The sequence below is a fragment of the Bacillus sp. LQ16 genome (genome assembly GCF_057784645.1).
In genome coordinates this window covers 5,354,775-5,381,495 of record NZ_CM173491.1, presented here as the reverse complement: position 1 = coordinate 5,381,495, position 26,721 = coordinate 5,354,775, and the positions used below count along the sequence as shown (strand labels likewise).

The window sequence follows — 26,721 nt, the reverse complement described above, 5'->3', positions numbered from 1 at the left end:
AACCTAAAAACGTCGTTTGTATATGAGATAGGGTTTTCGACAAAAAAAGCAAATGTGGACAACTATTTACCCACATGTGATTAAAACTGTCCACATGTTATACACAAATTGTGGATAAGATAAAGGTGTGGAAAACTTATTCAAAGTGAAAACACAACTATAATATCAAAAAAAAGTGGCTATAGCAATGAATTTAAGAAAGTTATCCACAAAATCAATACCTTGTGGAATAAACTTGTCCACAACACGATATACTGTGTAAAAGTGGGAAAAAAGTTTGTGGATATAAAAAACGTGAAAAAACATTTATCCACAAGGAAATATAGATGCTGTGAAAAAGTATGTGAATAGGTTCAAAATGAATATTTGATGAAAATTTCTAGAACCATTGACATTTTCCTAGTTAATTAACTATAATTTATAGGACTGTCTTTAACAGATATTCCTCAGGGAGGTGTCATATAATGAAAAGAACTTACCAACCAAATAAACGTAAGCGCAGCAAAGTACATGGTTTCCGCAGCCGTATGAGCACAGCGAACGGACGTAAAGTGCTAGCAGCTCGTCGTCGTAAAGGAAGAAAAGTATTATCTGCGTAGACCACTGATCGTTCAGTGGTCTTTTTTTCTAATAATAGTGAATTTCCGCTGATGAAATACAGGAGTGTCAATTGATATGAAGAAAAAACATCGTATAAAGAAGAATGATGAATTCCAGGCGGTTTTTCAAAAAGGAAAATCAAATGCGAATCGTCAGTTTGTTGTATACCAATTAGATAAAGAAGAACAGCCAAACTTTCGCATCGGCCTTTCTGTTAGCAAAAAAATAGGAAATGCAGTAGTTCGTAATCGAATTAAGCGCATGGTCCGTCAGGCTATTACAGAGTTAAAAGATGAGATAGATTCTGGAAAAGATTTTGTTATAATAGCAAGGAAGCCTTGTGCAGAGATGACATATGAAGAAGTAAAGAAAAGCTTAATTCATGTCTTTAAACGCTCTGGTATGAAAAGAATAAAAAAGTAGCGTAAGGAAATGAATTACACTATATACATACCGAAACAAGGAGGAGTAGGCTTTGAAAAAGAAATTAGGTTTACTAGCCATGGTCGTTGCATTAATGGCGATTGCCACCGGTTGTAGTGAAACGGGTCAGCCGATTACATCGAAAAGTACTGGGATTTGGAATGAATATTTCGTATATCCACTTTCTCAGTTAATCACGTATTTTGCCGACTTATTTAACAGTAATTACGGTTTAGCAATTGTTATTACAACTCTTATCATTCGTTTTGCATTATTACCATTAATGATTAAACAAACGAAGAGTACAAAGGCAATGCAAGCGTTACAACCAGAAATGGTGAAGTTAAAAGAGAAATATAGTTCTAAAGATCAAGCAACGCAGCAAAAACTACAACAAGAAATGATGCAGTTATATCAAAAGAATGGTGTAAATCCATTGGCAGGATGTTTACCGATATTTGTTCAGATGCCTATTTTATTCGCGTTTTATCATGCGATTATGAGAACAACAGCAATTAGTGAACATACATTTTTATGGTTTGATTTAGGACAGGCAGATCCGTTCTATATCTTACCAGTTGTTGCGGCAATTACGACATTTATTCAGCAAAAGCTTGCAATGGCAGGAACAGCTGGTCAAAATCCGCAAATGGCAATGATGCTTTGGCTTATGCCGATTATGATTTTAATCTTTGCAATTAACTTCCCAGCTGCATTATCACTTTACTGGGTTGTTGGTAATATCTTTGGTATTGCTCAAATGTACTTTATCAAAGGGCCAGAGATTAAGGCTAACAAAGCTGGAGGCTCAAGCAAGTGAGTATAATTACTGCTAAAGGACAAACAGTCGAGCTGGCAGTAGAGGATGCTTTAAGGCAATTAAACACATCAAAAGATCGAGTAGATATAAATATTGTCGATGAGGGTAAAAGAGGGTTCTTAGGTTTATTTGGGAATCGTCCTGCAGTAGTAGAAGTTGTATTGAAGAAAGATCCAATTCAGGAATGTGAAGAATATTTAAGAAATGTTATTCACAATATGGGTGTGGAAGTTGAAATTAGTAAAATTGTAAAAGGACGCGAGATTGAATTTACAATTTCTGGTGATGATGTAGGAGTTTTAATTGGAAAAAGAGGTAATACATTGAACTCTTTACAGTATTTAACAAAACTTGTCGCAAATCGTAACACGAAGCAGTATATCGGTATTACACTAGATGCTGAAAATTATCGTAGTAAAAGAAAAAGTACGTTAGAATCACTTTCTTATCGATTAGCGAAACAAGTATCTAATACGAAAAAAAGAGTTATTTTAGAACCGATGCCATCTTTTGAACGAAAAATTATTCATCAGGCATTATCAAATCATCAAGGTATCAAAACAACTTCTGAAGGAAATGAACCACATCGGCATGTTGTAATATCTCCTAAATGACCGGTTGCTCAAATGAGTGCCGGTTTTTTTGAGCGAAAAACAGATGTGGATAACTAAAAAACACTAAACTTATCCACTGTGAATAAGTTTAGTGTTTTTTACATGGGGATATAATAAAATGAGTTATTCTTCTTTTGTAGATAGGTTCGTTATGGTATCCTAATAATTTAGTGAAAGAAATAATCATGTTGAAATAGAGATAAATAAGCAAGTGAGGTGAAAGGACATGGAATTTGATACAATTGCTGCGATTTCCACAGCGCTTGGAGAGGGTGCAATTGCCATTGTTCGAGTAAGTGGGGATGATGCGGTTGAGAAAGTTGACCGTATTTTTAAAGGGAAGGATTTAACAGAGGTTTCTTCTCATACTATTCATTATGGTCATATCGTTGATTTAGATACAAATCAAGTTATTGAAGAAGTTATGGTGTCTATTATGCGCGCACCGAGGACTTTTACACGTGAAAATATAGTGGAAATTAACTGTCATGGCGGACTTGTTTCAGTAAATAAAGTATTGCAACTTATTCTAGCGCAAGGAGTACGATTGGCAGAACCGGGCGAATTTACAAAACGTGCTTTTTTAAATGGACGTATCGATTTATCACAAGCAGAAGCTGTTATGGATTTGATTCGAGCAAAAACAGATCGTGCGATGAATGTAGCAATTAATCAAATGGAAGGGCGATTATCTAAATTAATTGGTCGCTTACGTCAAGAAATATTAGAAACATTAGCTCATGTTGAGGTAAATATAGATTATCCAGAATACGATGATGTAGAAGAGATGACACATAATATTTTAATTGAGAAAGCAACGCATGTTCGTTCGGAAATCGAAAAAATATTAGAAACATCAAAACAAGGTAAAATCTTACGTGAAGGTATTGCTACAGCAATTATCGGTAGGCCTAATGTTGGAAAATCATCGTTATTAAATAGCCTTGTTCAGGAGAAAAAAGCAATTGTAACTGATATTGCAGGAACAACTCGTGATGTTATTGAAGAGTACGTTAATGTGCGTGGCGTACCTCTTAAACTTATAGATACAGCCGGTATTCGTGAGACAGAAGATGTTGTTGAACGAATTGGTGTGGAGCGTTCAAAAGAAATGATGAGCCAAGCAGATTTAGTATTAGTTGTTGTCAACTATAGCGAGGCTTTAACAAATGAGGATGAAGATCTATTCCATGCGGTACAAGGAAAAGACTTTATTGTTATTGTGAATAAGACTGATTTACCGCAAGCGATTGATATGGAACGTGTTACAGAGTTAGCCGAGGGAAATCGCGTTATTACAACATCCTTAATTGAGGAACAAGGAATAGATGAACTCGAGAAGGCAATAGCTGATTTATTCTTTGAAGGAACAATCGATTCTACAGATATGACATATGTTTCTAATGCGAGACATATTGGATTATTAACACAAGCGGGACAAACAATCGGTGATGCAATTGAGGCAATAGAAAATGGTGTACCAATTGATATGGTGCAAATTGATTTAACAAGAACGTGGGAAATACTTGGTGAAATTACTGGTGACACAGTCCATGAAAGCCTAATTGACCAGTTGTTCTCTCAATTTTGTTTAGGAAAATAATATAGTGATGTTTTAGAAAGATAGAGATTATTAGGAGGAATAAACAATGGGATACAATGCCGGTTCATACGATGTCATAGTAATCGGTGCAGGTCATGCAGGATGTGAAGCTGGTCTTGCGGCAGCACGAATGGGCTCAAAAACATTAATGTTAACAATTAACTTAGATATGGTAGCATTCATGCCATGTAACCCTTCTGTTGGTGGACCAGCAAAAGGGATTGTTGTTCGTGAAATTGATGCATTAGGCGGAGAAATGGGACGTAATATTGATAAAACTCATATTCAAATGCGTATGCTAAATACAGGTAAGGGTCCAGCTGTACGTGCACTTCGAGCGCAAGCTGATAAATTCTCTTACCAACATGAATTGAAGAAAACAATTGAAGAAACACCAAACTTAACGTTGTTCCAAGGAATGGTAGAGCGTTTAATCGTTGAAGAAGGTATATGTAAAGGGGTAGTTACACAAGCTGGTGCAGAATATACAGCGAAAACCGTTGTAATTACGACTGGAACATTTTTACGTGGCGAGATTATCATGGGCGATTTAAAATATTCAAGCGGTCCAAATAATCAACAACCGTCTATTACATTATCTGAGCATTTAGAGGAGCTCGGATTTGATCTTGTTAGATTTAAAACAGGGACACCTCCGCGTGTAAACAGTAATACAATTGACTACAGTAAAACAGAAATTCAACCAGGTGATGATAAGCCGCGTTCGTTCTCTTTTGAAACAACGAAATTTATTATGGATCAAATTCCATGTTGGTTGACATATACAAGTACAGAAACACACCGTTTAATAGATGAAAATTTACATCGTTCAGCTATGTATTCTGGTATGATTAAAGGAACAGGCCCTAGGTACTGTCCTTCTATTGAAGACAAAGTAGTAAGATTTAATGACAAACCACGTCATCAAATTTTCTTAGAGCCAGAAGGGCGTAATACACAAGAAGTATATGTACAAGGTTTATCCACAAGCCTACCAGAAGATGTACAACGTGACATGCTTAGAACAATTCCAGGCCTAGAAAATGTTGAAATGATGCGCACAGGTTATGCGATTGAATATGATGCAATTGTGCCAACACAATTATGGCCAACACTGGAAACGAAAAAGATTAAAAATTTATATACAGCAGGACAAATTAATGGAACTTCTGGTTACGAAGAGGCGGCAGGACAAGGGCTTATGGCTGGGATTAATGCAGCATGCCGTTCTTTAGGTAAAAAAGAAGTTGTTTTAGGCCGCGAGGATGCTTATATTGGTGTCTTAATTGATGATCTTGTAACGAAAGGTACAAATGAACCATATCGTTTATTAACGTCTCGTGCAGAATACCGTCTATTATTACGCCACGATAATGCTGATCTTCGTTTAACTGAAGTTGGTCGTGAAATTGGATTAATTAAAGAAGAGCGATATGAGCGATTTACAAATAAAAAATTACAAATTGAACAGGAAAAGGAACGTTTAAGCAGCATTATTATTAAACCACGTCCTGAAGTTCAAGAATTAATTCGCAATATTGGCGGAAGTGAATTGAAAGATGGAATACGTGCAAGTGACTTATTACGTCGTCCAGAGATGACATATGAGCATATTCATCTTTTAGTACCAAGTGAAGTAGAATTAAGTGATGAAGTTACAGAACAAGTTGAAATTCAGATTAAGTACGAAGGATATATTGAAAAATCTTTACAGCAAGTAGAGCGAATGAAGAAAATGGAGAGTAAAAAAATCCCTGTAGATATTGATTATGACGCGATTTCTAGCCTTGCTTCAGAAGCTAGACAGAAATTGAAAGATGTTCGTCCACTTTCAATGGGGCAGGCTTCACGTATTTCTGGCGTAAATCCAGCGGATATTTCCATTTTACTTGTGTATATAGAACAAGGAAAAATTGCGCGCGTATCGAACCAATAACATAGTAAGGAGATATTGCTAGATGAACATAGAACAATTTCAATCTATGCTAGAAGAGAAGGGAATCACCCTCTCTTCTAGACAATTAGAGCAGTTCAAAATCTACTTTGAAACATTAGTAGAGTGGAATGAAAAAATGAACTTAACGGCTATTACAGAAAAAGAAGAAGTATACTTAAAACACTTTTTTGATTCCATTACAGCTGCTTTTTATTATGATTTTTCAAAACCATTCTCAATTTGTGATGTTGGTGCAGGGGCTGGATTCCCAAGTATTCCTTTAAAAATCTGTTTCCCGCACTTAAAAGTAACAATTGTAGATTCATTGCAAAAACGTATTAATTTCTTAAATCACTTAGCACAAAAGTTAGAATTAAGTGATGTTGCATTTTGTCATGATCGTGCTGAAACATTTGGGAAAAAAGAAGGTGTACGTGAATCATACGATATTGTAATGGCACGTGCAGTTGCGCGTCTTTCTGTATTAAGTGAGCTATGTTTACCACTTGTAAAAGTTGGAGGAACATTCATTGCAATGAAAGGTGCAGCAGCAAACGAAGAAATCGAAAATGGCAAGTATGCTTTAGAGGTTCTAGGCGGAGAGTTAAAAGAGATGTCTACGTTCCAATTACCGTTTGAAGAGAGTGAACGTAATATTTTATTAATCGAGAAAAAGCGCAAGACACCAAAGAAATATCCACGCAAACCGGGAACACCCAATAAATTACCTATTGAAAAATAAATCTTATTAGACGTAAGATTAAATTATATAAATGAAAACGTAAATGTTTCATAGGAAACATTTTATGGAGAATAGTCAATAGGCCTAAAAGGTGGTGGAATATGTATGAAAAATACGTTTTCTCGTTTATTTGGCTTTGGAGATAAAGAGAGCGAATTCGAATTACAAGACGAAAGCCATGAAGAGATAGATAAAAAGGTATATGAGGAAATACAAGAAATTCCGATAGTAAATATTACCCCTAACCGTTATCAACCAAGAACAGTTTTTGATGATGCGCGTATTGATGAGCTAGCATTAACGATTCGTACACATGGACTTATTCAGCCGATTGTTGTAAGGCAATATGAGGACGATAAGTATGAGATTATTGCTGGAGAAAGACGTTTTCGCGCGGCAACAAAGTTAGGTTGGGAAAAGGTTCCTGCAATTATAAAGAACTTAAATGATACAGAGACAGCTTCTGTAGCTTTAATTGAAAACTTGCAACGTGAGGAACTAACGGCAATCGAGGAAGCTGTGGCATATCAAAAGCTGATTGAGTTACATAATTTAACACAAGAAGCATTGGCACAACGACTTGGAAAAGGACAATCTACAATCGCAAATAAGTTGCGATTGTTAAAGTTGCCTGAAGAAATAAAAAGTGCATTATTAGAAAAAAGCATTACAGAACGTCATGCCCGCGCTCTCATTCCTTTAAAAAATGAGGAATTACAACTGAAGGTTTTACAGGAAATTGTGGAGAAACAACTGAATGTAAAGCAAACAGAAGAACGAATTGCGAAGTTACTAGAGGAAGCAAAACCGAAGCGTAAGGCAAAGCAAAAAGCAGTAAGTCGAGATACGAGGATTGCTATGAATACAATTAGGCAATCTTTACAAATGGTTACTGAAAGTGGTTTAAATGTTAATTCTGAGGAAGAAGAATTTGATGAGTACTATCAAATTACAATTAAAATTCCAAAGAAAAAATAATAATGACGTGTTAGAGACCTTATCCTATTGGAGAGGTCTCTTTTACTATATTTTCTTGTTAAATGAAGAAGGAGTTTAGAAATAAATTTTGAAGTTTAATAAAGGACGTAAAAGAAAAAGTTTTATTTCATGTTACAATAAACGTAATTGTTACTAGAATAAGATAGAAAGGTTGAAAGTAGGTGACATCATGGGAAAAATCATTGCTATTGCTAATCAAAAAGGCGGTGTTGGAAAAACCACAACATCTGTTAATTTAGGGGCTGGATTGGCGCAAGTAGGTAAAAAAGTCCTTCTTGTAGATATTGATGCTCAAGGAAATGCAACGACTGGTGTGGGAATTGAAAAATCTGAATTAGATCAATGTATTTACAACGTTCTTGTGGAAGATGCAGATGTTCAAGGGGTTATACAGAAAACCGCAACTGAAAACTTAGATGTTCTACCCGCTACAATTCAATTGGCTGGTGCTGAAATTGAATTGGTACCGACTATTTCCCGGGAAGTACGTTTGCAAAGAGCATTACAGCCAGTTCGTGATGAATATGATTATATTATTATCGACTGTCCCCCGTCTTTAGGGTTATTAACGATTAATGCATTAACAGCAGCAGATTCTGTTATTATTCCTGTACAGTGTGAATATTATGCACTAGAAGGATTAAGTCAGCTATTAAATACAGTTCGACTTGTACAAAAACATTTAAATAAAAATTTAGCAATTCAAGGCGTATTGTTAACAATGTTGGATGCTCGTACAAATTTAGGGATCCAAGTTATAGATGAAGTGAAAAAGTATTTTAGGGATAAAGTATATCGCTCGATTATTCCGCGTAATGTACGCTTGAGCGAGGCTCCAAGTCATGGGAAACCTATTATGCAGTATGACGCTAAATCAAGAGGAGCAGAAGTATATATAGATTTAGCAGAGGAAGTGATTGCAGGTGGCTAAAGGATTAGGAAGAGGAATTAATGTGTTTTTTCCTGATTTAGATGTGAAAGAAGAGGAAACAATTCAGGAGATTATTGTAACTGAATTAAGGCCAAATCCATATCAACCGCGTAAACACTTTAATAAAGAGGCTATTCAGGAATTAGCAATTTCGATTAAGGAACACGGTATTCTACAACCATTAATTGCTAGAAAGAGTATTAAAGGATATGAAATCGTTGCAGGTGAAAGACGATTTCGTGCTGCAAAGGAGGCTGGTTTAGAAAAGGTACCTGCGGTTGTAAGACAATTAACTGAACAGCAAATGATGGAATTTGCTTTGTTAGAAAACTTACAACGAGAAGATTTAAATCCTATGGAAGAGGCAATGGCATACCAGATGTTAATAAATGAGCTAAATGTAACGCAAGAACAATTAGCGAAACGTCTTGGCAAAAGCAGACCTTACATTGCAAATTATACTCGGTTATTAAGCCTCCCTTCGTTCGTCCAAGATATGATTGCAAATGGTCAACTTTCAATGGCTCATGGGAGAACTTTACTTACGATAAAAGACGAAGAACAATTGAAGTCCTTATTGAAACGCATTGAAAAAGAAGGATTAAATGTTCGTCAATTAGAGAAAATCGTCCAAGAGATTAATCAACACGTTTCACGTGAAACAAAAAAAGTGAAAAAAGAGCGAAATATATTTTTCGTAGAACGTGAAACGTTCTTAAGAGAAAAGTTTGGCACAGATGTGAAAATTAAAGAGACGAAAAAAGAAAAAGGTAAAATCGAAATTGAATTTTTTAATAAAGAAGATTTAAATCGTATTTTAGAACTATTAGCACAGAAAAATTAAAAAGCAAACCATCTTATTATTTATAGATGGTTTGCTTTTTTTAATGCGGATAATTTTTGATCCGTCTCTTTTATACTTTGTGCGATTACATCAGCCATTTTCATGACTAAACTTAATCTTGTATTTTGAAGAACGAAAAACTCCATAAACCCATTTAGATTGACGATACCGTGTATATGCAGATCACCAACTGCAGGTAATTTCTTATTCATAGCAGCACCCGGTTTACTAGGTCCCTTTCCAGTAGTGATTGACCCAATATTTTGGGACTTTCCTAAACATGCATCAACAGCAATTATAAATGCAGTAGGATGTTCTTTCTGTATATTCTGAATTTTTTCTTCTAAATTTAGTGCATGTACTGGCTCATCTAGTGTACCGAATATTTGGAGGTTTTTTATGTCTATTTGTTCAAGTTTTGTACCAACTAACGGGCCGAGTGCGTCACCTGTAGAACGATCTGTTCCGATACAAACGAGAATGAGTGGTATATTAGTTTTAATAGGAATATGGGTAAGTAAGAAATTACTGATTATCTCAGAGGCTTCTAGATCTTGGTGCATAACGTTTTGAGTTTCTTTCTCAAAAAATGGTAAGCGAAAACTTCCAATGTTCATGAAGCACCCATCCTTTTAATAAATTTTCAATATATGTTATATGGTGAGAAAAATGGAAAGCTATAAGTGCGTAATTTTTGCAAAATGTGAATGAAAACGGAAATAATAGTACTAGTATATATATATTCGTTCCATTTTATACCTGAATGGCGGGGATAAAATAGGATTAAAATCATAAAATTTTTTCAGCAATTAGAGGACTTCTGATACAATAATAAGGATAACTAAAAAGAAATTTTAGCTAGAGAGGTAGAGGTACATGGATTTATTAACGAAGTGGTTTAATTCTACGAAACAGTATTTATTAGATGCTGATCGTTGGGCTCATATTGGAGTTGCGACATTAAAAATATGTATTATTTTAATAATTGGTGCAGTTGTTGTGCGAATTGCAAGAGCGGTTGTACGAAATGCGTTTCGTATGGGGAGCCGTTCTCCAATTCAAATTTCAGAACGTCGTACAGTTACAGTGGCGAAATTACTTGAAAATATTGTAGCGTATGTTGTTATGTTCATTATGCTAATTGCGATTTTAGGTGTGTTTGATATTAATGCATCAGGTTTATTAGCGGGTGCTGGGGTAATTGGTTTAGCAGTCGGATTTGGTGCTCAAAGTTTAGTGAAAGATGTTATTACAGGTTTATTTATTTTGCTAGAAGATCAGTTTTCAGTTGGCGATTATGTTAAAATCGGTCAATTTGAAGGAGTCGTTTTAGAAATTGGACTTCGTACAACGAAAGTAAAGAGTTGGACAGGTGAAATTCATACTTTACCAAATGGAAGTATTATTCAAGTTACTAACTACTCAGTTAGTAATAGTGTAGCGTTTGTTGATGTATCTATTTCATATGAGGCTGATATTGCGAAAGCAGAACAGGTTATTGAAGATTTATTAGTAGAGTTACCTTCAAAGTATGAAAAAATGGTAACAACACCTCAATTATTAGGTGTGCAAACGTTAGCTGCATCAGAAGTTATATTACGCGTTATCGCTGAAGTAGAGCCGATGCAACATGCAGTTATTGCAAGGGCACTTCGTAAAGAGATTAAAAATCGTCTTGATTTACATGGAATTGAAATTCCATATCCACGTATGGTTTTATACAATCGTGAAGAATTGGTTAGTGGAAAAGCAATTTAGTATGGAGAGGAGTTTGAAGAGTGGAGCAAAAGGAATATAACTTGTACGATGTTGTGGAAATGAAGAAAGCACATCCATGTGGCGAGAATCGTTGGAAAATTATTCGTATGGGAATGGATATCCGCATTAAGTGCGAGGGATGTGACCATTCAGTAATGATTACTCGAAGAGAGTTTGATCGTAAGGTGAAAAAAATACTTGTGAAGCACGAAGAATAGAGGGAGAGTAACAGTTACAGTAGGTAACTGTTACTTTTTTTCGTTTGGCGGAAACTTGTCATTTTTTTCGTTACTATCTATAATGATGAAAGATTGAGACATAGGAGTGAAAAATATGGGATTAACGGCTGGGATTGTTGGATTACCTAACGTAGGTAAGTCCACTTTATTTAATGCAATTACACAAGCAGGAGCAGAATCTGCAAACTATCCATTCTGTACAATTGATCCAAACGTAGGGATTGTAGAAGTACCAGATGAGCGTTTAAATAAATTAACGGAATTAGTAGAACCGAAAAAGACTGTTCCGACTGTATTTGAGTTTACTGATATTGCAGGTATCGTAAAAGGTGCTAGTAAAGGTGAAGGTTTAGGAAATAAATTCTTATCTCACATTCGTCAAGTAGATGCAATTTGCCAAGTTGTTCGTTGTTTTGAAGACGAAAATATTACGCATGTTTCAGGGAAAGTAGATCCAATTGATGATATCGAAACAATCAACTTAGAGCTAATTTTAGCGGACTTAGAGTCTGTTGATAAGCGTATCGAGCGTGTTGCGAAATTAGCAAGACAAAAAGATAAAGAAGCTGTATATGAGCATGAAATTTTAGTTCGTTTAAAAGAGGCTTTTGAAGAGGGGAAACCGGCTCGTACTGTTGAATTTACAGAAGAGCAGATGAAGATTGTTAAAGGCCTTCATTTACTTACAACAAAAGAAATGTTATACGTAGCGAACGTAAGTGAAGACGATGTTATCGATCCTTCGGAAAATAAATACGTACAAATGGTAAAAGAATTTGCAGAAAATGAAAATTCTCAAGTAATCGTTGTATGTGCAAAAATCGAATCAGAAATCGCTGAATTAGACGAGGAAGAGAAAAAAGTATTCCTTGAAGAACTAGGTATTGAAGAGTCTGGTTTAGATCAATTAATTCGTGCAGCATATGACTTATTAGGACTTGCTACTTACTTTACAGCTGGCGTTCAAGAAGTACGTGCTTGGACATTTAAACAAGGTATGAAGGCACCACAATGTGCTGGTGTTATTCATACAGACTTTGAGCGTGGGTTTATTCGTGCAGAAACAGTTTCTTACGATGACTTAATGACAAACGGTTCTATGACAGCTGCAAAAGAAGCTGGAAAAGTACGTTTAGAAGGAAAAGAGTATATCGTAAAAGACGGAGATGTTATGCACTTCCGTTTTAACGTTTAATCTAATATTTCCTAGGAAAAATAAAGATATGAGCTTGGCGAATATATTATATGTTTGCCAAGTTTTTTATGTATTGGTGAGTTGATTCATATAACTTACTATGATATAATCTAAACTCGTGAGTAATTACTATAAATTAATTGCTCCTTGCCCATTATGGGCCGTTTAGACCAAAAGGAGGTGAAAGTGTAATGAGAAAGTACGAAATTATGTACATCATTCGTCCTGGCGTTGAAGAAGAAGCTCAAAAAGCTTTAGTTGAACGTTTTGCAGGTGTTTTAACAAACAATGGTGCAGAAATCATTAACACGAAAGAGTGGGGTAAGCGTCGTTTAGCTTACGAAATCAACGACTTACGTGAAGGTTTCTACATGATCTTAAACGTGAACTCTAACGCAGAAGCGATTAACGAATTCGACCGTTTAGCTAAGATCAACGAAGACATCCTTCGTCATATCGTTGTTAAAGAAGAAGAAAAATAATTGATATATAAGGGAGAGTGGTTCGATTGATGAATCGTGTTATCCTCGTTGGTCGTTTAACTAAGGACCCTGACTTACGTTACACGCCCAATGGTGTTGCAGTAGCTACTTTTACGTTAGCTGTGAATCGCGCATTTGCGAATCAACAAGGTGAGCGTGAAGCTGACTTTATTAATTGTGTAATATGGCGTAAACAAGCAGAAAACGTAGCAAATTATTTGAAAAAAGGAAGCTTAGCAGGCGTAGATGGACGTCTTCAAACTCGTAATTACGATGGACAAGACGGTAAACGTGTATATGTAACAGAAGTTCTTGCGGAAAGCGTACAATTTTTAGAGCCGCGTAATGGCGGTGGGGAGCAACGTGGTTCATTCAATCAGCAACCATCAGGAGCTGGTTTCGGTAACCAAGGCTCTAACCCATTTGGTCAATCTAGTAATTCAGGTAACCAAGGTAATCAAGGGAACTCTGGATTTACGAAGAATGACGATCCATTTTCAAATGTAGGTCAACCGATCGACATTTCCGACGACGATTTACCGTTCTAATACAGTAAATTTGTTAGTTTTAACAAAGAATGGAGGGAAATAGACATGGCAGGACGCAAAGGTGGACGTGCGAAACGTCGTAAGGTGTGTTTCTTCACAGCTAACGGCATCACTCGCATTGACTATAAAGATGTTGATTTATTAAAACGTTTCGTTTCTGAGCGTGGTAAAATTTTACCTCGTCGTGTAACAGGGACAAGCGCAAAATACCAACGCAAACTTACAGTTGCAATTAAACGTGCTCGTCAAATGGCACTTTTACCATATGTTGGTGAATAATAGCGTATGAAATGCACAGTAGAGTCGGACTCTACTGTGCATTTTGCTATGCTTTTCTTTTTTGAAAGAGAGGTTAAAATGTGAAACAAACAAAGTTTATTACAGAAGGCGCAGCGTTATTAGCTATATATGCAATTTTATTGCTTATATCTATGTATGTTCCGATTTTAGGTACTGTTGTAACTTTTGCGTTGCCGTTACCATTTATACTATTAACGATAAGACATAAACTATCTAATGTGCTTGTGATTTTTGTAGCAGCACTTTTTGTTACTATTATTGTGAGTCAACCTATGAATTTAGTGAAGACAACTATGTTTGGATTGATAGGGATTGTTTTAGGGTATACGTATAAAACAAGAAAAAAGCCAGTGGAAATCTTAATAGCGGGGACGCTTGCATACTTAATTGGTTTTGTACTTATTTATGTTGCGAGTATAAAGTTTTTCAACATAGATATAATGAAGCAAATGCAAAGTGTGTTTAGTGAAAGTATGGTACAAAGTGAAAAGATAGTAAGTGCTATAGGTATGCCGATTAGTAAGGAACAAAAAGAGTTGCTTACACAAATGAATGATATATTACAATTGTTATTTCCAAGTATACTTGTTCTAGTTTCAGTATGTTTTTCTTGGATTACAGTGATAATATCAGGTAGTGTTTTGAAAAAGTTAAAACACGACATTATACCTTGGCCTAAATTTAAAGATCTACAATTACCAAAGAGTATTGTTTGGTATTACGTTATATTTATTTTGTTAGCAACTTTTATAAAAGTAGATCCAACATCATATTTACATATGGTATTTTCTAACCTATATGTCATATTTGCACTATTGCTTGTACTACAAGGGCTGACATTCATTTCCTTTTTAGCGTATAGAAAAGGTTTTACAAAAGGGGTTCCTATTATTAGTTTTATTGTATGCATGTTTATTCCGATGCTGTTTCCTCTTGTGACAATCTTAGGTATAATTGACTTAGGGATTTCGTTGCGTTCTAAAATAGGGGAATAAAATAATATTCCTTATACTATTTTAATCTGTTTAACTAACTGGAAGGTGAGTTAGTTTTACTTTATAGGAGTTGTATACATGCCTGAATTTGATAAGAAACAGTGGTTTTTATATCCTGTTTATGTATTGGCATTTTTTGTGTTTGTGCTCATTTCAATTCTCTGTTATTTTCATTTAATTATGGGGATAGCTGCTTTTATCATTTTTTGTATCGTGTTCTTTATCGTTATACGATTTGAACTTAATTTTCAAAGGAATTTCGAAAAGCATACGACAGATATGATTACGAGGGTAAAGAAAGTCAGTAATGAAGCATTTAACCAAATGCCGATTGGTATTTTGTTATACAATAAGGATTACGGGATTGATTGGGCAAATCCTTATTTATCTTCATGCCTGGGACAGCATGCGTTAGCTGGATGGCACCTTTACGATGTATCAGAAACATTACTTCTTTTCATTAAAGGAGAAACTTCTGATGATATAGTCTCTTTAAATAATCGAAAGTTTCGTGTTTTTGTAAGGAAAGAAGAAAAGTTAATTTATTTCTTTGATGTAACGGAACAAACGGAAATCGAAAAGATGTATGAGGATCAACGCACTGTTTTAGCTGTAATTTATTTGGATAATTATGATGAAGTTACACAAGGATTAGATGATCAATTACGTACGAATATAACAAGTCTTGTGACATCGCGACTAAATGAATGGGCACTTAAGTATGGTGCGTATTTAAAACGTGCATCTTCAGAAAGATTCTTCGTTGTGCTAAATGAAAGTATTCTGACGCAGATGGAGAAAGGGAAATTTAGTATTTTAGATCAGGTGCGTGAAGAAACATCTAAAAGGAATATACCACTTACATTAAGTGTAGGTGTCGGATCAGGTGATTTACCTTTGTCAGAGCTTGGGGCAATGGCTCAATCTGGTTTAGACCTTGCGCTTGGGCGCGGGGGAGACCAAGTAGCTATTAAACAAGCGACAGGTAAAGTTAAGTTCTATGGAGGTAAGACAAATCCGGTTGAAAAGCGTACCCGTGTACGTGCTAGGGTCATTTCGCATGCGTTAAAGGATTTAGTATTAGAAAGTAGTAATGTCATTATCATGGGGCATAGGGCTCCTGATATGGACGCAATTGGTGCTGCGATTGGTATTTTAAAAGTGGCTCAATTAAACGAGCGTAAAGGATATATTGTATTAGATGAAAATGATTCTGATAAGGGAATTAAACGCTTGATGGACAAAGTGAAACAAAATGAGGAGTTATGGTCTCATTTTATTACTCCAGAGCAAGCGATGGAATTTGCAAATGATGAGTCGTTACTTGTTGTTGTTGATACGCATAAACCTTCTATGGTGATGGAGCAAAAACTGTTACATAAAATTGAAAATGTAGTAGTTATTGATCATCATCGTCGTGGGGAAGATTTTATTGAAGACCCATTGCTAGTTTATATGGAACCATATGCTTCTTCAACGGCAGAATTGGTTACAGAATTACTTGAGTATCAACCTAAAAATTTAAAGATGACAATGCTAGAAGCGACGGCATTGTTAGCAGGTATTATTGTCGACACGAAAAGTTTCACATTCCGGACAGGGGCTCGTACATTTGATGCTGCTTCTTATTTACGCTCACATGGTGCAGATACTGTACTTGTACAAGAACTTTTAAAGGAAGATATGGATCAGTATTTACGGGTTGCAAAAGCTATAAAAAATGCGTACATTTATAAAAATGGAATTGCGATTGCTAAAGTTGATAGTGATGATTACTACGATCAAGTGCTTATTGCGCAATCGGCAGACACGTTATTAACGATGACAGGGATTATTGCATCATTTGTTGTTGCGAAACGTGGTGAGAATCTCATTGGAATTAGCAGCAGGTCTTTAGGTGAAGTGAATGTGCAGCTAATTATGGAAAACTTAGGCGGTGGCGGGCATTTGACTAATGCAGCCACACAAATGAAAAATGTTACAGTAGATGAAGCTGAGGAGAAGCTTCGATTTGTTATTGATGACTATTTACAGGGAGGCACACAATCATGAAAGTAATTTTTCTAAAAGACGTAAAAGGTAAAGGTAAAAAAGGAGAAATAAAAAACGTACCGGATGGCTATGCAAATAACTTCTTACTAAAACAAGGATTAGCTGCTGAAGCAACAAATAGCAGTATGAAAACTTTAGAAGCTCAAAAGCGTAAAGAAGAAAAAGATGCAGCAGCAGAGCTTGAAAATGCAAAAGAGTTAAAAGAGACTTTAGAGAAATTAACTGTAGAATTAAAGGCGAAATCTGGAGAAGGTGGCCGTTTATTCGGTTCTATTACGAGCAAACAAATCGTAGATGCGATGCAAAAATCACATAAAATTAAACTTGATAAACGTAAATTTGAAATGGATGATGCAATTCGTGCATTAGGCTACACAAATGTAACAGTGAAATTGCATCCGCAAGTAACAGCGACAGTAAAAGTTCATGTTAGTGAACAATAAAAATAAATTAAGCAAGGAGGATTGCGTATGAGTGATGTACTTGCTGATCGTACCCCTCCGCATAATATAGAGGCCGAGCAGGCGGTTTTAGGTGCCATATTAATTGATCAAGATGCGTTAACGTCAGCATCGGAGTTATTGGTACCTGATTCATTCTATCGAACGAAACATCAAAAGATTTTTGAGGTCATGCTTGGATTATCTGATAAAGGAGAACCGATCGACTTAGTAATAATGACATCAGCGATGGCTGATCAAGGATTACTAGAAGAAGTTGGTGGATTGTCTTATCTAGCAGAGTTAGCAGAAGTTGTTCCAACAGCTGCTAACGTTGAATATTATGCACGTATCATTGCTGAAAAGGCACTTTTACGACGTTTAATTCGAACAGCGACTCATATAGTGTCGGATGGATACGAGAGAGAAGATGACGTGGACGGCCTTTTAAATGAGGCCGAGAAAAAAATATTAGAAGTATCCCATCAAACGAATGCAAAAGCATTTCAAAATATTAAAGATGTTCTTGTGGATGCTTATGATAAAATTGAACTTTTGCATAATCAAAAAGGTGAAGTTACTGGGATACCAACTGGATTTACTGAATTAGATAAGATGACGGCAGGTTTCCAGCGAAATGATTTAATCATTGTAGCAGCACGTCCGTCAGTAGGGAAAACTGCATTTTCATTAAATATCGCACAAAACGTAGCGACGAAAACGGATGAAAATGTAGCGATTTTTAGTTTGGAGATGGGCTCCGATCAGCTTGTTATGCGTATGCTTTGTGCAGAAGGAAATATCGATGCGCAAAGACTTCGTACCGGGTCACTAACTTCTGATGATTGGGCGAAATTAACAATGGCGATGGGGAGTCTTTCAAATGCCGGTATATATATTGATGATACACCGGGAATTAAGGTAAATGAGATTCGAGCAAAATGTCGTAGACTAAAGCAAGAACAAGGTCTTGGAATGGTTTTAATTGACTACTTACAGCTTATTCAAGGAAGTGGGAAATCAGGTGAGAACCGTCAGCAGGAAGTATCTGAGATTTCTCGTACTTTAAAAGGGATTGCACGTGAATTGCAAGTGCCTGTTATTGCCTTATCACAGTTATCTCGTGGTGTAGAATCTCGTCAGGATAAACGCCCGATGATGTCTGATATTCGTGAATCTGGAAGTATTGAGCAGGATGCTGATATTGTAGCTTTCCTATATCGTGAAGATTACTATGACCGTGAAACGGAAAATAAAAATACGATTGAAATTATCATTGCAAAGCAACGTAACGGTCCAGTAGGTTCAGTGGAACTTGCATTCGTCAAAGAGTTCAATAAGTTCGTTAACTTAGAACGACGCTTTGAGGATGGGGCATAAAGGCAGTATAAAAAAGAAACACATTTCTTATAATAAGATGTGTTTCTTTTTTTATGGTGTAAAGATAAGGCTTTCATAAGGTGAAAACATAATTCTTACGAACGAAAATGATTTTTAATAAAAAAATGTTCGCTTTTTGGTTGACTTCTTTTTCGGTTTTGGTACAATTATATTGTTTGAATAGATCGTTTGAAAATTGCGGAGGTGCTTTAATAATGTCTTCAGTAGTAGTTGTAGGAACACAATGGGGCGACGAAGGAAAAGGTAAAATCACTGATTTTCTTTCTGAGCATGCGGAAGTAGTTGCAAGATATCAAGGTGGAAATAACGCGGGACATACAATTGTTTTCGGCGGAGTTAAATATAAGTTACACTTAATTCCATCTGGTATTTTCTATAAAGAGAAAATTTGTGTAATCGGAAATGGCTTAGTAGTAGATCCGAAAGCATTACTTGAAGAGTTAAAATACTTACACGACCGTGGTGTAAGTACTGATAATTTACGTGTAAGTAACCGTGCACACGTTATTTTACCTTATCACTTAAAACAAGATGAGTTAGAAGAGGCTAGTAAAGGTGATAACAAAATCGGTACAACGAAAAAAGGTATCGGTCCTGCATATATGGATAAAGCTGCTCGTATTGGTATCCGTATGGCTGATCTTTTAGATCGTGAAGCATTTAAAGAGAAGCTTGAGCGCAATTTAGTAGAGAAAAATCGTTTGTTTGAAAAAATGTACGATACAGAAGGTTTCAGTGTAGAAGAAATCTTTGAAGAGTACTTCGAATATGGACAACAAATCGCACAATATGTATGCGACACATCTGTTGTATTAAATGATGCACTAGATAACAATCACCGTGTATTATTTGAAGGTGCACAAGGTGTTATGCTTGATATTGACCACGGTACGTACCCATTCGTTACATCTTCTAACCCGATTGCGGGTGGTGTGACAGTTGGAACTGGAGTTGGTCCTGCGAAAGTTACTCGCGTTGTAGGTGTATGTAAAGCATATACAAGCCGTGTTGGTGACGGTCCATTCCCTACTGAACTTAATGATGAAATTGGTCATCAAATTCGTGAAGTTGGTCGTGAGTACGGAACAACAACTGGTCGTCCGCGCCGCGTAGGTTGGTTCGATAGCGTTGTTGTAAGACATGCGCGTCGTGTTAGTGGTTTAACGGATCTATCATTAAATTCTATCGACGTTTTAACAGATATTCCAACTCTTAAAATTTGTGTTGCTTACAAATACAATGGCGAAGTTATCGATGAAGTTCCAGCAAACTTAAACATTTTAGCGAAATGTGAGCCTGTATATGAAGAGCTTCCAGGTTGGACAGAAGATATTACTGGTGTAAAATCATTAGACGAGCTTCCTGAAAATGCACGAAAATACGTAGAACGTGTTTGTGAGTTAACAGGAATTCAATTATCTATGTTCTCAGTTGGACCAGATCGTAACCAAACGAATATTGTTCGTAATGTATACGAAGCTTAATTGATATTTTTAGAAAAAACTCATGTCCGCATGAGTTTTTTCTTATCTTTTATAAAAAAATGAAAAAAAGTATTGCGAAGAATATAGAATACATGTTATGATACATCTTGTCGTCACGAAAATATGACGTTGGTGAGTATGAGCCATTAGCTCAGTTGGTAGAGCATCTGACTTTTAATCAGAGGGTCGAAGGTTCGAATCCTTCATGGCTCACCATTTTATTTTTCGTGGCCCGTTGGTCAAGTGGTTAAGACACCGCCCTTTCACGGCGGTAACACGGGTTCGAATCCCGTACGGGTCATGTTTTTTTTATGCTTATTTTTGGTCCCGTGGTGTAGTGGTTAACATGCCTGCCTGTCACGCAGGAGATCGCCGGTTCGACCCCGGTCGGGACCGCCACTTTTGTTTATACCACCATTAGTGGTTTTATATATAGTTTTGGCTCGGTAGCTCAGTCGGTAGAGCAGAGGACTGAAAATCCTCGTGTCGGCGGTTCGATTCCGTCCCGAGCCACTCTCAGGATATTAAGTGGGCCCACTTAATATCCTTTTTATTTATGTAATTTTACAAAACTGAGTAGTTATTTTAAAATAGAACGAGGAGCCTCTAGCAGTTGAAGCTAGAGGTTTTTCTATAGATCGTATAGGATTCCGTGTAAAAGTGGATCATACATGAGTCTATGAGAATAGAGGAGAAAATACTTAAACAAAGGATGCGGTCATATAGGACATACTATGTAAACATCAATATGTTTAGGGATTATTGACCATATTTTTATAAGGAGGAAATAGACGATGATGGGAAAGAAAATTTTAGTAGTTGATGATGAAAAGCCGATTGCAGATATTTTGAAGTTTAACCTAGAAAAAGAAGGTTTTGAAATAGTAATGGCGCATGATGGTGATGAAGCAATTGAAAAAGCTAATGAAGAACAACCAGATATGGTTTTATTAGATATTATGCTACCAGGTAAAGATGGCTTAGAGGTTTGTCGTGAAATACGTAAAAGTTCAGAAATGCCGATTATTATGCTTACAGCAAAGGACTCTGAGATTGATAAAGTATTAGGGCTTGAGCTTGGGGCAGATGATTATGTAACGAAGCCATTTAGCACGAGAGAATTACTTGCTCGTGTGAAGGCGAATTTACGCCGTCACCAACAAGGTGGTGCTGCAGAAAAAGAAGAAAATACAGAAATGGTTATTGGACCAATTGTTATTAATCCAAATGCATATAGTGTAACGAAGCGCGAGGAAAATATCGAGCTTACACATCGTGAATTTGAGTTGCTACATTATTTAGCGAAACACTTAGGACAAGTTATGACACGCGAACATTTATTACAAACAGTTTGGGGTTATGACTATTTTGGAGATGTGCGCACAGTAGACGTAACAGTACGTCGTTTGCGTGAAAAAATTGAAGATAATCCAAGCCATCCTACTTTAATTGTAACTAGACGTGGAGTAGGGTATTACTTGCGTGACCCAGAGCAGGAATAGTATATGAAGAAAGTTGGTTTTTTTCAATCTATTCATTTAAAATTTGTGCTTATATATATGCTATTAATATTAATAGCGATGCAAGTTATTGGGGTATATTTTGTAAGGGAATTAGAGAAGAGCCTAGTACAAGGTTTTAGGGATTCTTTAACGCAGCAAACAAACTTATTATCATATAACTTGAAACAAGAATTTAAAAAAAGTTATACAAAAGCAGAAACAGAGTCAACAGATGAAACGATTAAAACTTCTATTCGAAAGTTTGCCTCTGATCAAAAAAAAGTTATACAAGAGGTAAGTGTATTTGATTCGCATAGAAAGTTACTGGCTATTTCAGATGAATCAAAGCAGAATAAGGTGAATAGAACATCAACTGATATAGCTGTTCAGCGAGTGTTGGTGCAAAAAAAGCCAGAAGTGAAAATTGAGAAGGATGGTAGTACAGGCCATCGTGTTCAAGTTATGCTTACTCCGATTCTCGATGATAACGGCAAGGATGCGCTTGGTGTTATATACATCGTTGCATCTATGGAAGATGTATATAAACAAATGAAGGATATAAATCAAATTTTTGCTACGGGAACAGTAATTGCCTTATTAGTAACGGCCGTACTTGGGATTTTATTGGCTCAAACAATTACAAGACCAATTTCAGATATGCGGAGACAAGCAATCGAAATGGCAAAAGGAAATTATTCGAGAAAAGTAAAGGTGCATAGCCATGATGAAATTGGACAACTGGCATTATCCTTCAATAATTTATCAAAAAAATTACAACAAGCTCGTTCTTCTACAGAAAGTGAAAGGCGTAAACTATCATCTGTTTTATCTCATATGACAGATGGAGTAATTGCTACTGACCGAAAAGGGGATATTATTTTACTAAATGACCCTGCGGAAAAGATGTTAAATGTTTCTCGTGAAACAGCGCTTGATCAATCTGTTTTAGAGGTATTAGGGATACAGGAAGAATTTACGCTCGATCATTTATATGAAGAGCCAGATTCTGTTTTATTAGATTTTAGTACGAGAAATGAACCATATATTTTACGTGCTAGTTTCTCTGTTATTCAAAAAGAAACAGGGAAGGCAAATGGTTTAATTGCCGTATTATATGATGTAACAGAGCAGGAGCGTATAGAAAGGGAACGCCGTGAGTTTGTAGCGAATGTCTCTCATGAATTAAGGACGCCATTAACGACGATGCGCAGTTATTTAGAGGCACTTACAGATGGAGCATGGCAGGATCCGAATATTGCACCACAATTTTTAACGGTTACACAAGAAGAAACAGAAAGAATGATTAGACTTGTAAATGCGTTGTTACAGCTATCTAAACTTGATAGTACAGAGCACCGTTTAATGAAAGAATGGGTCGACTTTACTGATTTCTTTAATAATATTATTGATCGATTTGAAATGTCTAAAGAACAAAATGTAAGTTTCAAACGATCTTTCTCTAAGAAGTCTAGGTTTATTGATATGGATACTGACAAAATTACTCAAGTGCTGTATAACATTATTTCTAACGCATTAAAGTATTCACCAGAAGGTGGAACAGTAACATATCGCTTACGTGATCGCGGTGATTTATTAGAAATTAGCGTAAGTGACCAAGGAATGGGTATTCCAAAAGAAAACGTTGATAAAATCTTTGAACGTTTTTATCGCGTAGATAAAGCTCGTTCAAGACAAATGGGTGGTACGGGACTTGGATTAGCAATTGCAAAAGAAATGATCGAGGCACATGGTGGCTCTATTTGGGCGAAGAGTGAAGAAGGAAAAGGGACAACTATTTATTTCACGTTACCAATGGCAGCAGATGAAGAGGACGATTGGGAATGAGTATGGAAAACTTTAAAACAATAGTTTTAATTAACCTAGTTGTAATTAGCCTGTTTCTTACTTTTAACCTATGGACGTATGTGCCAGATTCTACATCCATGCAAAATGCAAAATTTGTACAGGGCAATGAAGGAACGAATCAAACTAAAATTTCCGATGTTGTCCGTCCTACTTCTATCATCGTGCATAAAGATAAAAATCATTATGGGAGCAGAAGAGAGGCAGATATAGAATCAATCTATAAGCCTTTGGAAGTAGGGGAACTACATGAGTTTAGAGAGATATCAATCACTAAGGGTGATTTCCTATCCTATGTGCATGGTGAAGGGAAAATTGAACTTGTTTTCCCTACTGATATCCCATTTGATGCAGTTAAATCTATGTTTAACATGAAAGAGAAAAGTACAGATAAGCCTAAACATTTTAATCGTATTCTCCTTGATCCTTCTAGGAGTAAGGATCAAGAAATTAAAATTAACTTTGTTTCTGATGGTGATAACTTTAAAATATATGAGGCAAAATTAAGTGGTGTGTATTTAAAAGATATTGTAAATGCTCAAAATCAATTTATAGTATCAGCAAAGCCCTATTTTGATTATCAAATCAATGATATGAAAAAGTTATTTTTACCAGATGGCACGACAGAGCTAAACAATATAACATATATTTCATCTAATTTAGCAGTTGATACGTTTAAGAATGCTCTGTTTAGTGATCCTCGTTATTTAAGTCCGATTACTGAGATATCGAAAGAAACATTTACAGATGGTATTAGATCCATGGAAATTGAAAACGATCGTCACATGCTAAAGTATAAAAACTCTTCTGTCTTAACTGAGAAAACGATAGATAATTTAATGCTGTTACAAAAAAGCTTTGAATTTGTAAGTGGTCACAGTGGAAGTTTGGATTCATATCGTTTGGACTATATGAATAAAGGAGAGACAGTATTTCGCTTACATGAAGATGGATATTCCGTATTCAATACAGATGGATTAGCTGAATTGAGACAAAAATGGGGATCAGAAGAAGTAATGGAATATGAAAGACCGTTGCTGTCTTTAAATACTAAAGGCATAGAACAGAAAGTTACTCTTCCGTCAGGGCATGTTGTAATAGCATCCCTAGAAAATAATCCAGAGATAAAGAAACAAGTAATTAAGGATATTGGTATTGGATACAAGTTATCACTAGATGGGCAAGTAGTTCGACTACAACCAATTTGGTATGTAAAGCTTGTTGAAGGTGAAACGGGTAAACAGCAAATCTATGAGTGGAGTGAGGGAGGACTAAATGGATTGGGATCGAATTAAAACCATATTTATTGTGACCTTTTTTGTTTTGGACCTCTTTCTCATTTTTCAATTCATTCAAAAGCAAGATAGTAATCAATTGGAGCTTATTGCAGAAACAAAGATAGATCAAGAATTAAAAGCAAATAAAATTACTATAGGGAATATCCCTAAGGAACCGAAGAAAGAGTCATTTATTAGAGCGGAAAATAAAGCCTTTAAAGAAGATGATATACAGTCTTTGAAAAATCAAACGGCGCATATACAAAATATGTACACGATAGAAAGTAAGCTAAAAGAGCCTTTTTTAAATACGAAATCATTATCAAAAGATAAGTATAATGAATTTTTGAAGAACTATGTATTGGATGGACAAAAGTATGAATTTGGAGCGGTGAAAGACTCTAAAATTTATTTCTTCCAAAAATATAAAGATAAGCCTATTTTCTATAATAATCAGGCGATGATTGTTGTGGAATTAAATGAAAAAAATGAACTTGTTTCATATACGCAGACAATGCTAACTGATTTAAAAGAAATGGGCGAAGGTGAAAAAACGAAAGAGCAAGAAATTATTACGGCTCAAACAGCTTTAGAAAATTTGTATTTAAAAAATAAAATTCATGGAAATACACATGTTAAAGAAGCGCAAATTGGTTATGCCACTCTTACCGCATCTACTTCTAATAACCAAGTACTTGCTCCAACGTGGAATTTAAAAACGGAGCAAAAGCAGGACTTCTTTGTGAATGCAATTGAAGGACAAGTTATGGAATTAGGGGAAAAGGAAAATCAAGTGGTTGATGAACATACTGGAGTGAGAAATAATGGGGTTGCATTTTAGCGTACTTGCAAGTGGAAGTACAGGAAATATGCTATACGTAGGAACCGATGAAAAAAAATTACTAGTCGATGCAGGTTTAAGTGGTAAAGCGACAGAGGCTTTATTTAAACAAGCAGAACTGAATATAAATGATGTATCAGGTATTCTTGTAACACATGAGCATAGTGATCATATTAAAGGGTTAGGTGTATTGGCGCGAAAATATGATTTACCCGTTTATGCGAATGAGAAAACATGGAATGCAATGGAACATTTAATAGGAAATATCCCAACTGAGCAAAAATTCATTTTCTCAGTTGGGGATGTGAAGACATTTGGTGATATTGAAGTCGAATCATTTGGAGTTTCTCATGATGCGGCTGAACCGATGTTTTATGCTTTCCATAATAATAATAGGAAATTAGCGCTTATTACAGATACGGGATACGTAAGCGACCGTATGAAGGGCGTTATTAAGGGAGCTAATGCTTTCGTATTTGAAAGTAATCATGATGTGGAAATGCTTCGTATGGGACGTTACCCATGGAGCATTAAACGACGCATTTTAAGCGACGTTGGGCATGTTTGTAATGAGGATGCTGCATTAGCGATGGCAGATGTAATTACAGATGAGACAAAGCATATTTATTTAGCCCATTTAAGCTTAGATAATAACATGAAAGAACTAGCTCGTATGTCAGTATCACAAGTACTAGAGGAAAAAGGATTTGGAGTGGGTGAATCCTTTGAAATTCACGATACAGATCCAAAAATGCCTACAAAAATTCAATACGTATAATTCTTCATTTTAGTAAACAATAAAGGTGAATATAGTTGTTTTCAGGAAGATGGG

At 35.9% G+C, this 26,721-nt stretch carries 27 protein-coding genes and 4 tRNA genes; 30 read left to right on the top strand and 1 reads right to left on the bottom strand.

Translation table 11 applies throughout. The annotated features are described in order from the left end of the window. The first annotated feature begins 464 nt into the window (after window positions 1-464). The 10 genes from rpmH (at window position 465) to spo0J (ending at window position 9,512) form a co-directional block, all read left to right on the top strand. Window positions 465-599 carry a 50S ribosomal protein L34 gene (gene rpmH / locus AC3EMB_RS27260; RefSeq protein ID WP_000831901.1) on the top strand — a complete coding sequence of 45 codons (135 nt, stop codon included), beginning with the start codon at window positions 465-467 and terminating at the stop codon, window positions 597-599. Between the two features lie 76 nt (window positions 600-675). Then, complete coding sequence (rnpA, locus tag AC3EMB_RS27255) at window positions 676-1,023, top strand: ribonuclease P protein component (RefSeq protein WP_000726621.1); 348 nt, start codon at window positions 676-678, stop codon at window positions 1,021-1,023. A gap of 52 nt (window positions 1,024-1,075) precedes the next feature. Further along, the gene (gene spoIIIJ / locus AC3EMB_RS27250) at window positions 1,076-1,843 is read left to right on the top strand and encodes a YidC family membrane integrase SpoIIIJ (RefSeq protein ID WP_000727740.1); all 768 of its coding nucleotides are present in this window, start codon (window positions 1,076-1,078) and stop codon (window positions 1,841-1,843) included. Next, window positions 1,840-2,457 carry an RNA-binding cell elongation regulator Jag/EloR gene (gene jag / locus AC3EMB_RS27245; protein WP_000022795.1) on the top strand — a complete coding sequence of 206 codons (618 nt, stop codon included), beginning with the start codon at window positions 1,840-1,842 and terminating at the stop codon, window positions 2,455-2,457. Before spoIIIJ ends, jag begins: the two co-directional genes overlap by 4 nt. A 226-nt stretch (window positions 2,458-2,683) precedes the next feature. After that, window positions 2,684-4,060 (top strand): tRNA uridine-5-carboxymethylaminomethyl(34) synthesis GTPase MnmE, encoded by a 1,377-nt coding sequence (gene mnmE / locus AC3EMB_RS27240; RefSeq protein WP_000393762.1) that lies wholly within the window; start codon window positions 2,684-2,686, stop codon window positions 4,058-4,060. 46 nt (window positions 4,061-4,106) lie between these two features. Further along, complete coding sequence (gene mnmG / locus AC3EMB_RS27235) at window positions 4,107-5,996, top strand: tRNA uridine-5-carboxymethylaminomethyl(34) synthesis enzyme MnmG (RefSeq protein ID WP_000541052.1); 1,890 nt, start codon at window positions 4,107-4,109, stop codon at window positions 5,994-5,996. Between the two features lie 22 nt (window positions 5,997-6,018). Then, on the top strand, window positions 6,019-6,738 hold the full coding sequence (gene rsmG / locus AC3EMB_RS27230; RefSeq protein ID WP_001019628.1) for a 16S rRNA (guanine(527)-N(7))-methyltransferase RsmG: 720 nt from the start codon (window positions 6,019-6,021) through the stop codon (window positions 6,736-6,738). Between the two features lie 105 nt (window positions 6,739-6,843). Then, entirely contained in the window at window positions 6,844-7,716 is an 873-nt protein-coding gene (gene noc / locus AC3EMB_RS27225) for a nucleoid occlusion protein (RefSeq protein WP_000799016.1), read from the top strand. 190 nt (window positions 7,717-7,906) lie between these two features. Further along, window positions 7,907-8,668 carry a sporulation initiation inhibitor protein Soj gene (gene soj / locus AC3EMB_RS27220; protein ID WP_000516114.1) on the top strand — a complete coding sequence of 254 codons (762 nt, stop codon included), beginning with the start codon at window positions 7,907-7,909 and terminating at the stop codon, window positions 8,666-8,668. After that, the gene (gene spo0J / locus AC3EMB_RS27215) at window positions 8,661-9,512 is read left to right on the top strand and encodes a stage 0 sporulation protein Spo0J (RefSeq protein ID WP_488517393.1); all 852 of its coding nucleotides are present in this window, start codon (window positions 8,661-8,663) and stop codon (window positions 9,510-9,512) included. The genes soj and spo0J overlap by 8 nt, the downstream gene beginning before the upstream one ends. A gap of 20 nt (window positions 9,513-9,532) precedes the next feature. Here the strand turns inward: spo0J and yyaC are convergent, their stop codons facing one another. Next, window positions 9,533-10,129, bottom strand: coding sequence for a spore protease YyaC (gene yyaC / locus AC3EMB_RS27210; RefSeq protein WP_053563259.1), 597 nt, complete (start codon window positions 10,127-10,129; stop codon window positions 9,533-9,535). A 259-nt stretch (window positions 10,130-10,388) separates the two neighbouring features. On the opposite strand from yyaC, the gene AC3EMB_RS27205 reads away from it, so the two are divergent. The 20 genes from AC3EMB_RS27205 to AC3EMB_RS27110 all read left to right on the top strand — a co-directional run bounded on the left by AC3EMB_RS27205 (window position 10,389) and on the right by AC3EMB_RS27110 (window position 26,667). Then, the gene (locus tag AC3EMB_RS27205) at window positions 10,389-11,270 is read left to right on the top strand and encodes a mechanosensitive ion channel family protein (RefSeq protein ID WP_000365111.1); all 882 of its coding nucleotides are present in this window, start codon (window positions 10,389-10,391) and stop codon (window positions 11,268-11,270) included. Between the two features lie 20 nt (window positions 11,271-11,290). Further along, window positions 11,291-11,488, top strand: coding sequence for a DUF951 domain-containing protein (locus tag AC3EMB_RS27200; protein ID WP_000435486.1), 198 nt, complete (start codon window positions 11,291-11,293; stop codon window positions 11,486-11,488). Window positions 11,489-11,603: 115 nt separating this feature from the next. Beyond that, on the top strand, window positions 11,604-12,704 hold the full coding sequence (ychF, locus tag AC3EMB_RS27195) for a redox-regulated ATPase YchF (protein ID WP_000524670.1): 1,101 nt from the start codon (window positions 11,604-11,606) through the stop codon (window positions 12,702-12,704). Between the two features lie 191 nt (window positions 12,705-12,895). Next, the gene (gene rpsF / locus AC3EMB_RS27190; protein WP_001233781.1) at window positions 12,896-13,186 is read left to right on the top strand and encodes a 30S ribosomal protein S6; all 291 of its coding nucleotides are present in this window, start codon (window positions 12,896-12,898) and stop codon (window positions 13,184-13,186) included. Window positions 13,187-13,212: 26 nt separating this feature from the next. Further along, on the top strand, window positions 13,213-13,734 hold the full coding sequence (ssb, locus tag AC3EMB_RS27185; protein ID WP_002094213.1) for a single-stranded DNA-binding protein: 522 nt from the start codon (window positions 13,213-13,215) through the stop codon (window positions 13,732-13,734). A 45-nt stretch (window positions 13,735-13,779) separates the two neighbouring features. Then, window positions 13,780-14,013, top strand: coding sequence for a 30S ribosomal protein S18 (rpsR, locus tag AC3EMB_RS27180; protein ID WP_000918873.1), 234 nt, complete (start codon window positions 13,780-13,782; stop codon window positions 14,011-14,013). Window positions 14,014-14,093: 80 nt separating this feature from the next. Next, window positions 14,094-15,029 (top strand): YybS family protein, encoded by a 936-nt coding sequence (locus AC3EMB_RS27175; RefSeq protein WP_488517392.1) that lies wholly within the window; start codon window positions 14,094-14,096, stop codon window positions 15,027-15,029. A gap of 78 nt (window positions 15,030-15,107) precedes the next feature. Further along, entirely contained in the window at window positions 15,108-17,081 is a 1,974-nt protein-coding gene (locus AC3EMB_RS27170; RefSeq protein WP_001113779.1) for a DHH family phosphoesterase, read from the top strand. Next, window positions 17,078-17,524 carry a 50S ribosomal protein L9 gene (rplI, locus tag AC3EMB_RS27165; RefSeq protein ID WP_000864223.1) on the top strand — a complete coding sequence of 149 codons (447 nt, stop codon included), beginning with the start codon at window positions 17,078-17,080 and terminating at the stop codon, window positions 17,522-17,524. The genes AC3EMB_RS27170 and rplI overlap by 4 nt, the downstream gene beginning before the upstream one ends. Window positions 17,525-17,551: 27 nt before the next feature. Then, a complete protein-coding gene (gene dnaB / locus AC3EMB_RS27160; protein ID WP_366987110.1) occupies window positions 17,552-18,901 on the top strand; it encodes a replicative DNA helicase in 1,350 nt (449 codons plus the stop codon). Window positions 18,902-19,116: 215 nt separating this feature from the next. Beyond that, entirely contained in the window at window positions 19,117-20,406 is a 1,290-nt protein-coding gene (locus AC3EMB_RS27155; protein ID WP_000100229.1) for an adenylosuccinate synthase, read from the top strand. Between the two features lie 140 nt (window positions 20,407-20,546). Continuing rightward, window positions 20,547-20,622, top strand: a tRNA-Lys gene (locus AC3EMB_RS27150). Between the two features lie 13 nt (window positions 20,623-20,635). Next, a tRNA-Glu gene (locus tag AC3EMB_RS27145) sits at window positions 20,636-20,707 on the top strand. 22 nt (window positions 20,708-20,729) lie between these two features. Then, window positions 20,730-20,805 (top strand) — tRNA-Asp (locus tag AC3EMB_RS27140). A 41-nt stretch (window positions 20,806-20,846) separates the two neighbouring features. Continuing rightward, window positions 20,847-20,919, top strand: a tRNA-Phe gene (locus tag AC3EMB_RS27135). Window positions 20,920-21,200: 281 nt separating this feature from the next. Next, window positions 21,201-21,908: a cell wall metabolism DNA-binding response regulator WalR gene (gene walR, locus AC3EMB_RS27130; RefSeq protein ID WP_000971865.1), complete on the top strand. Its 708-nt coding sequence runs from the start codon at window positions 21,201-21,203 to the stop codon at window positions 21,906-21,908. 3 nt (window positions 21,909-21,911) lie between these two features. Then, a complete protein-coding gene (gene walK, locus AC3EMB_RS27125) occupies window positions 21,912-23,753 on the top strand; it encodes a cell wall metabolism sensor histidine kinase WalK (RefSeq protein ID WP_000755367.1) in 1,842 nt (613 codons plus the stop codon). Then, the gene (locus AC3EMB_RS27120) at window positions 23,750-25,066 is read left to right on the top strand and encodes a YycH family regulatory protein (RefSeq protein WP_000061569.1); all 1,317 of its coding nucleotides are present in this window, start codon (window positions 23,750-23,752) and stop codon (window positions 25,064-25,066) included. The genes walK and AC3EMB_RS27120 overlap by 4 nt, the downstream gene beginning before the upstream one ends. Next, on the top strand, window positions 25,047-25,889 hold the full coding sequence (locus AC3EMB_RS27115) for a two-component system regulatory protein YycI (RefSeq protein ID WP_000383720.1): 843 nt from the start codon (window positions 25,047-25,049) through the stop codon (window positions 25,887-25,889). Before AC3EMB_RS27120 ends, AC3EMB_RS27115 begins: the two co-directional genes overlap by 20 nt. After that, window positions 25,873-26,667 carry an MBL fold metallo-hydrolase gene (locus AC3EMB_RS27110; protein WP_000522837.1) on the top strand — a complete coding sequence of 265 codons (795 nt, stop codon included), beginning with the start codon at window positions 25,873-25,875 and terminating at the stop codon, window positions 26,665-26,667. The genes AC3EMB_RS27115 and AC3EMB_RS27110 overlap by 17 nt, the downstream gene beginning before the upstream one ends. Window positions 26,668-26,721 lie beyond the last annotated feature (54 nt).

Bases quoted from the DNA above. Each gene is read 5' to 3' on its own strand.
- walR (WP_000971865.1), top strand. From the start codon at position 21,201: ATGATGGGAAAGAAAATTTTAGTAGTTGATGATGAAAAGCCGATTGCA.
- AC3EMB_RS27110 (WP_000522837.1), top strand. From the start codon at position 25,873: ATGGGGTTGCATTTTAGCGTACTTGCAAGTGGAAGTACAGGAAATATG.
- AC3EMB_RS27155 (WP_000100229.1), top strand. From the start codon at position 19,117: ATGTCTTCAGTAGTAGTTGTAGGAACACAATGGGGCGACGAAGGAAAA.
- AC3EMB_RS27205 (WP_000365111.1), top strand. From the start codon at position 10,389: ATGGATTTATTAACGAAGTGGTTTAATTCTACGAAACAGTATTTATTA.
- dnaB (WP_366987110.1), top strand. From the start codon at position 17,552: ATGAGTGATGTACTTGCTGATCGTACCCCTCCGCATAATATAGAGGCC.
- ychF (WP_000524670.1), top strand. From the start codon at position 11,604: ATGGGATTAACGGCTGGGATTGTTGGATTACCTAACGTAGGTAAGTCC.
- noc (WP_000799016.1), top strand. From the start codon at position 6,844: ATGAAAAATACGTTTTCTCGTTTATTTGGCTTTGGAGATAAAGAGAGC.
- AC3EMB_RS27120 (WP_000061569.1), top strand. From the start codon at position 23,750: ATGAGTATGGAAAACTTTAAAACAATAGTTTTAATTAACCTAGTTGTA.
- rpsR (WP_000918873.1), top strand. From the start codon at position 13,780: ATGGCAGGACGCAAAGGTGGACGTGCGAAACGTCGTAAGGTGTGTTTC.
- rsmG (WP_001019628.1), top strand. From the start codon at position 6,019: ATGAACATAGAACAATTTCAATCTATGCTAGAAGAGAAGGGAATCACC.
- yyaC (WP_053563259.1), bottom strand. From the start codon at position 10,129: ATGAACATTGGAAGTTTTCGCTTACCATTTTTTGAGAAAGAAACTCAA.
- walK (WP_000755367.1), top strand. From the start codon at position 21,912: ATGAAGAAAGTTGGTTTTTTTCAATCTATTCATTTAAAATTTGTGCTT.
- mnmE (WP_000393762.1), top strand. From the start codon at position 2,684: ATGGAATTTGATACAATTGCTGCGATTTCCACAGCGCTTGGAGAGGGT.
- rpmH (WP_000831901.1), top strand. From the start codon at position 465: ATGAAAAGAACTTACCAACCAAATAAACGTAAGCGCAGCAAAGTACAT.
- rnpA (WP_000726621.1), top strand. From the start codon at position 676: ATGAAGAAAAAACATCGTATAAAGAAGAATGATGAATTCCAGGCGGTT.
- soj (WP_000516114.1), top strand. From the start codon at position 7,907: ATGGGAAAAATCATTGCTATTGCTAATCAAAAAGGCGGTGTTGGAAAA.
- AC3EMB_RS27170 (WP_001113779.1), top strand. From the start codon at position 15,108: ATGCCTGAATTTGATAAGAAACAGTGGTTTTTATATCCTGTTTATGTA.
- mnmG (WP_000541052.1), top strand. From the start codon at position 4,107: ATGGGATACAATGCCGGTTCATACGATGTCATAGTAATCGGTGCAGGT.
- AC3EMB_RS27115 (WP_000383720.1), top strand. From the start codon at position 25,047: ATGGATTGGGATCGAATTAAAACCATATTTATTGTGACCTTTTTTGTT.
- rplI (WP_000864223.1), top strand. From the start codon at position 17,078: ATGAAAGTAATTTTTCTAAAAGACGTAAAAGGTAAAGGTAAAAAAGGA.
- rpsF (WP_001233781.1), top strand. From the start codon at position 12,896: ATGAGAAAGTACGAAATTATGTACATCATTCGTCCTGGCGTTGAAGAA.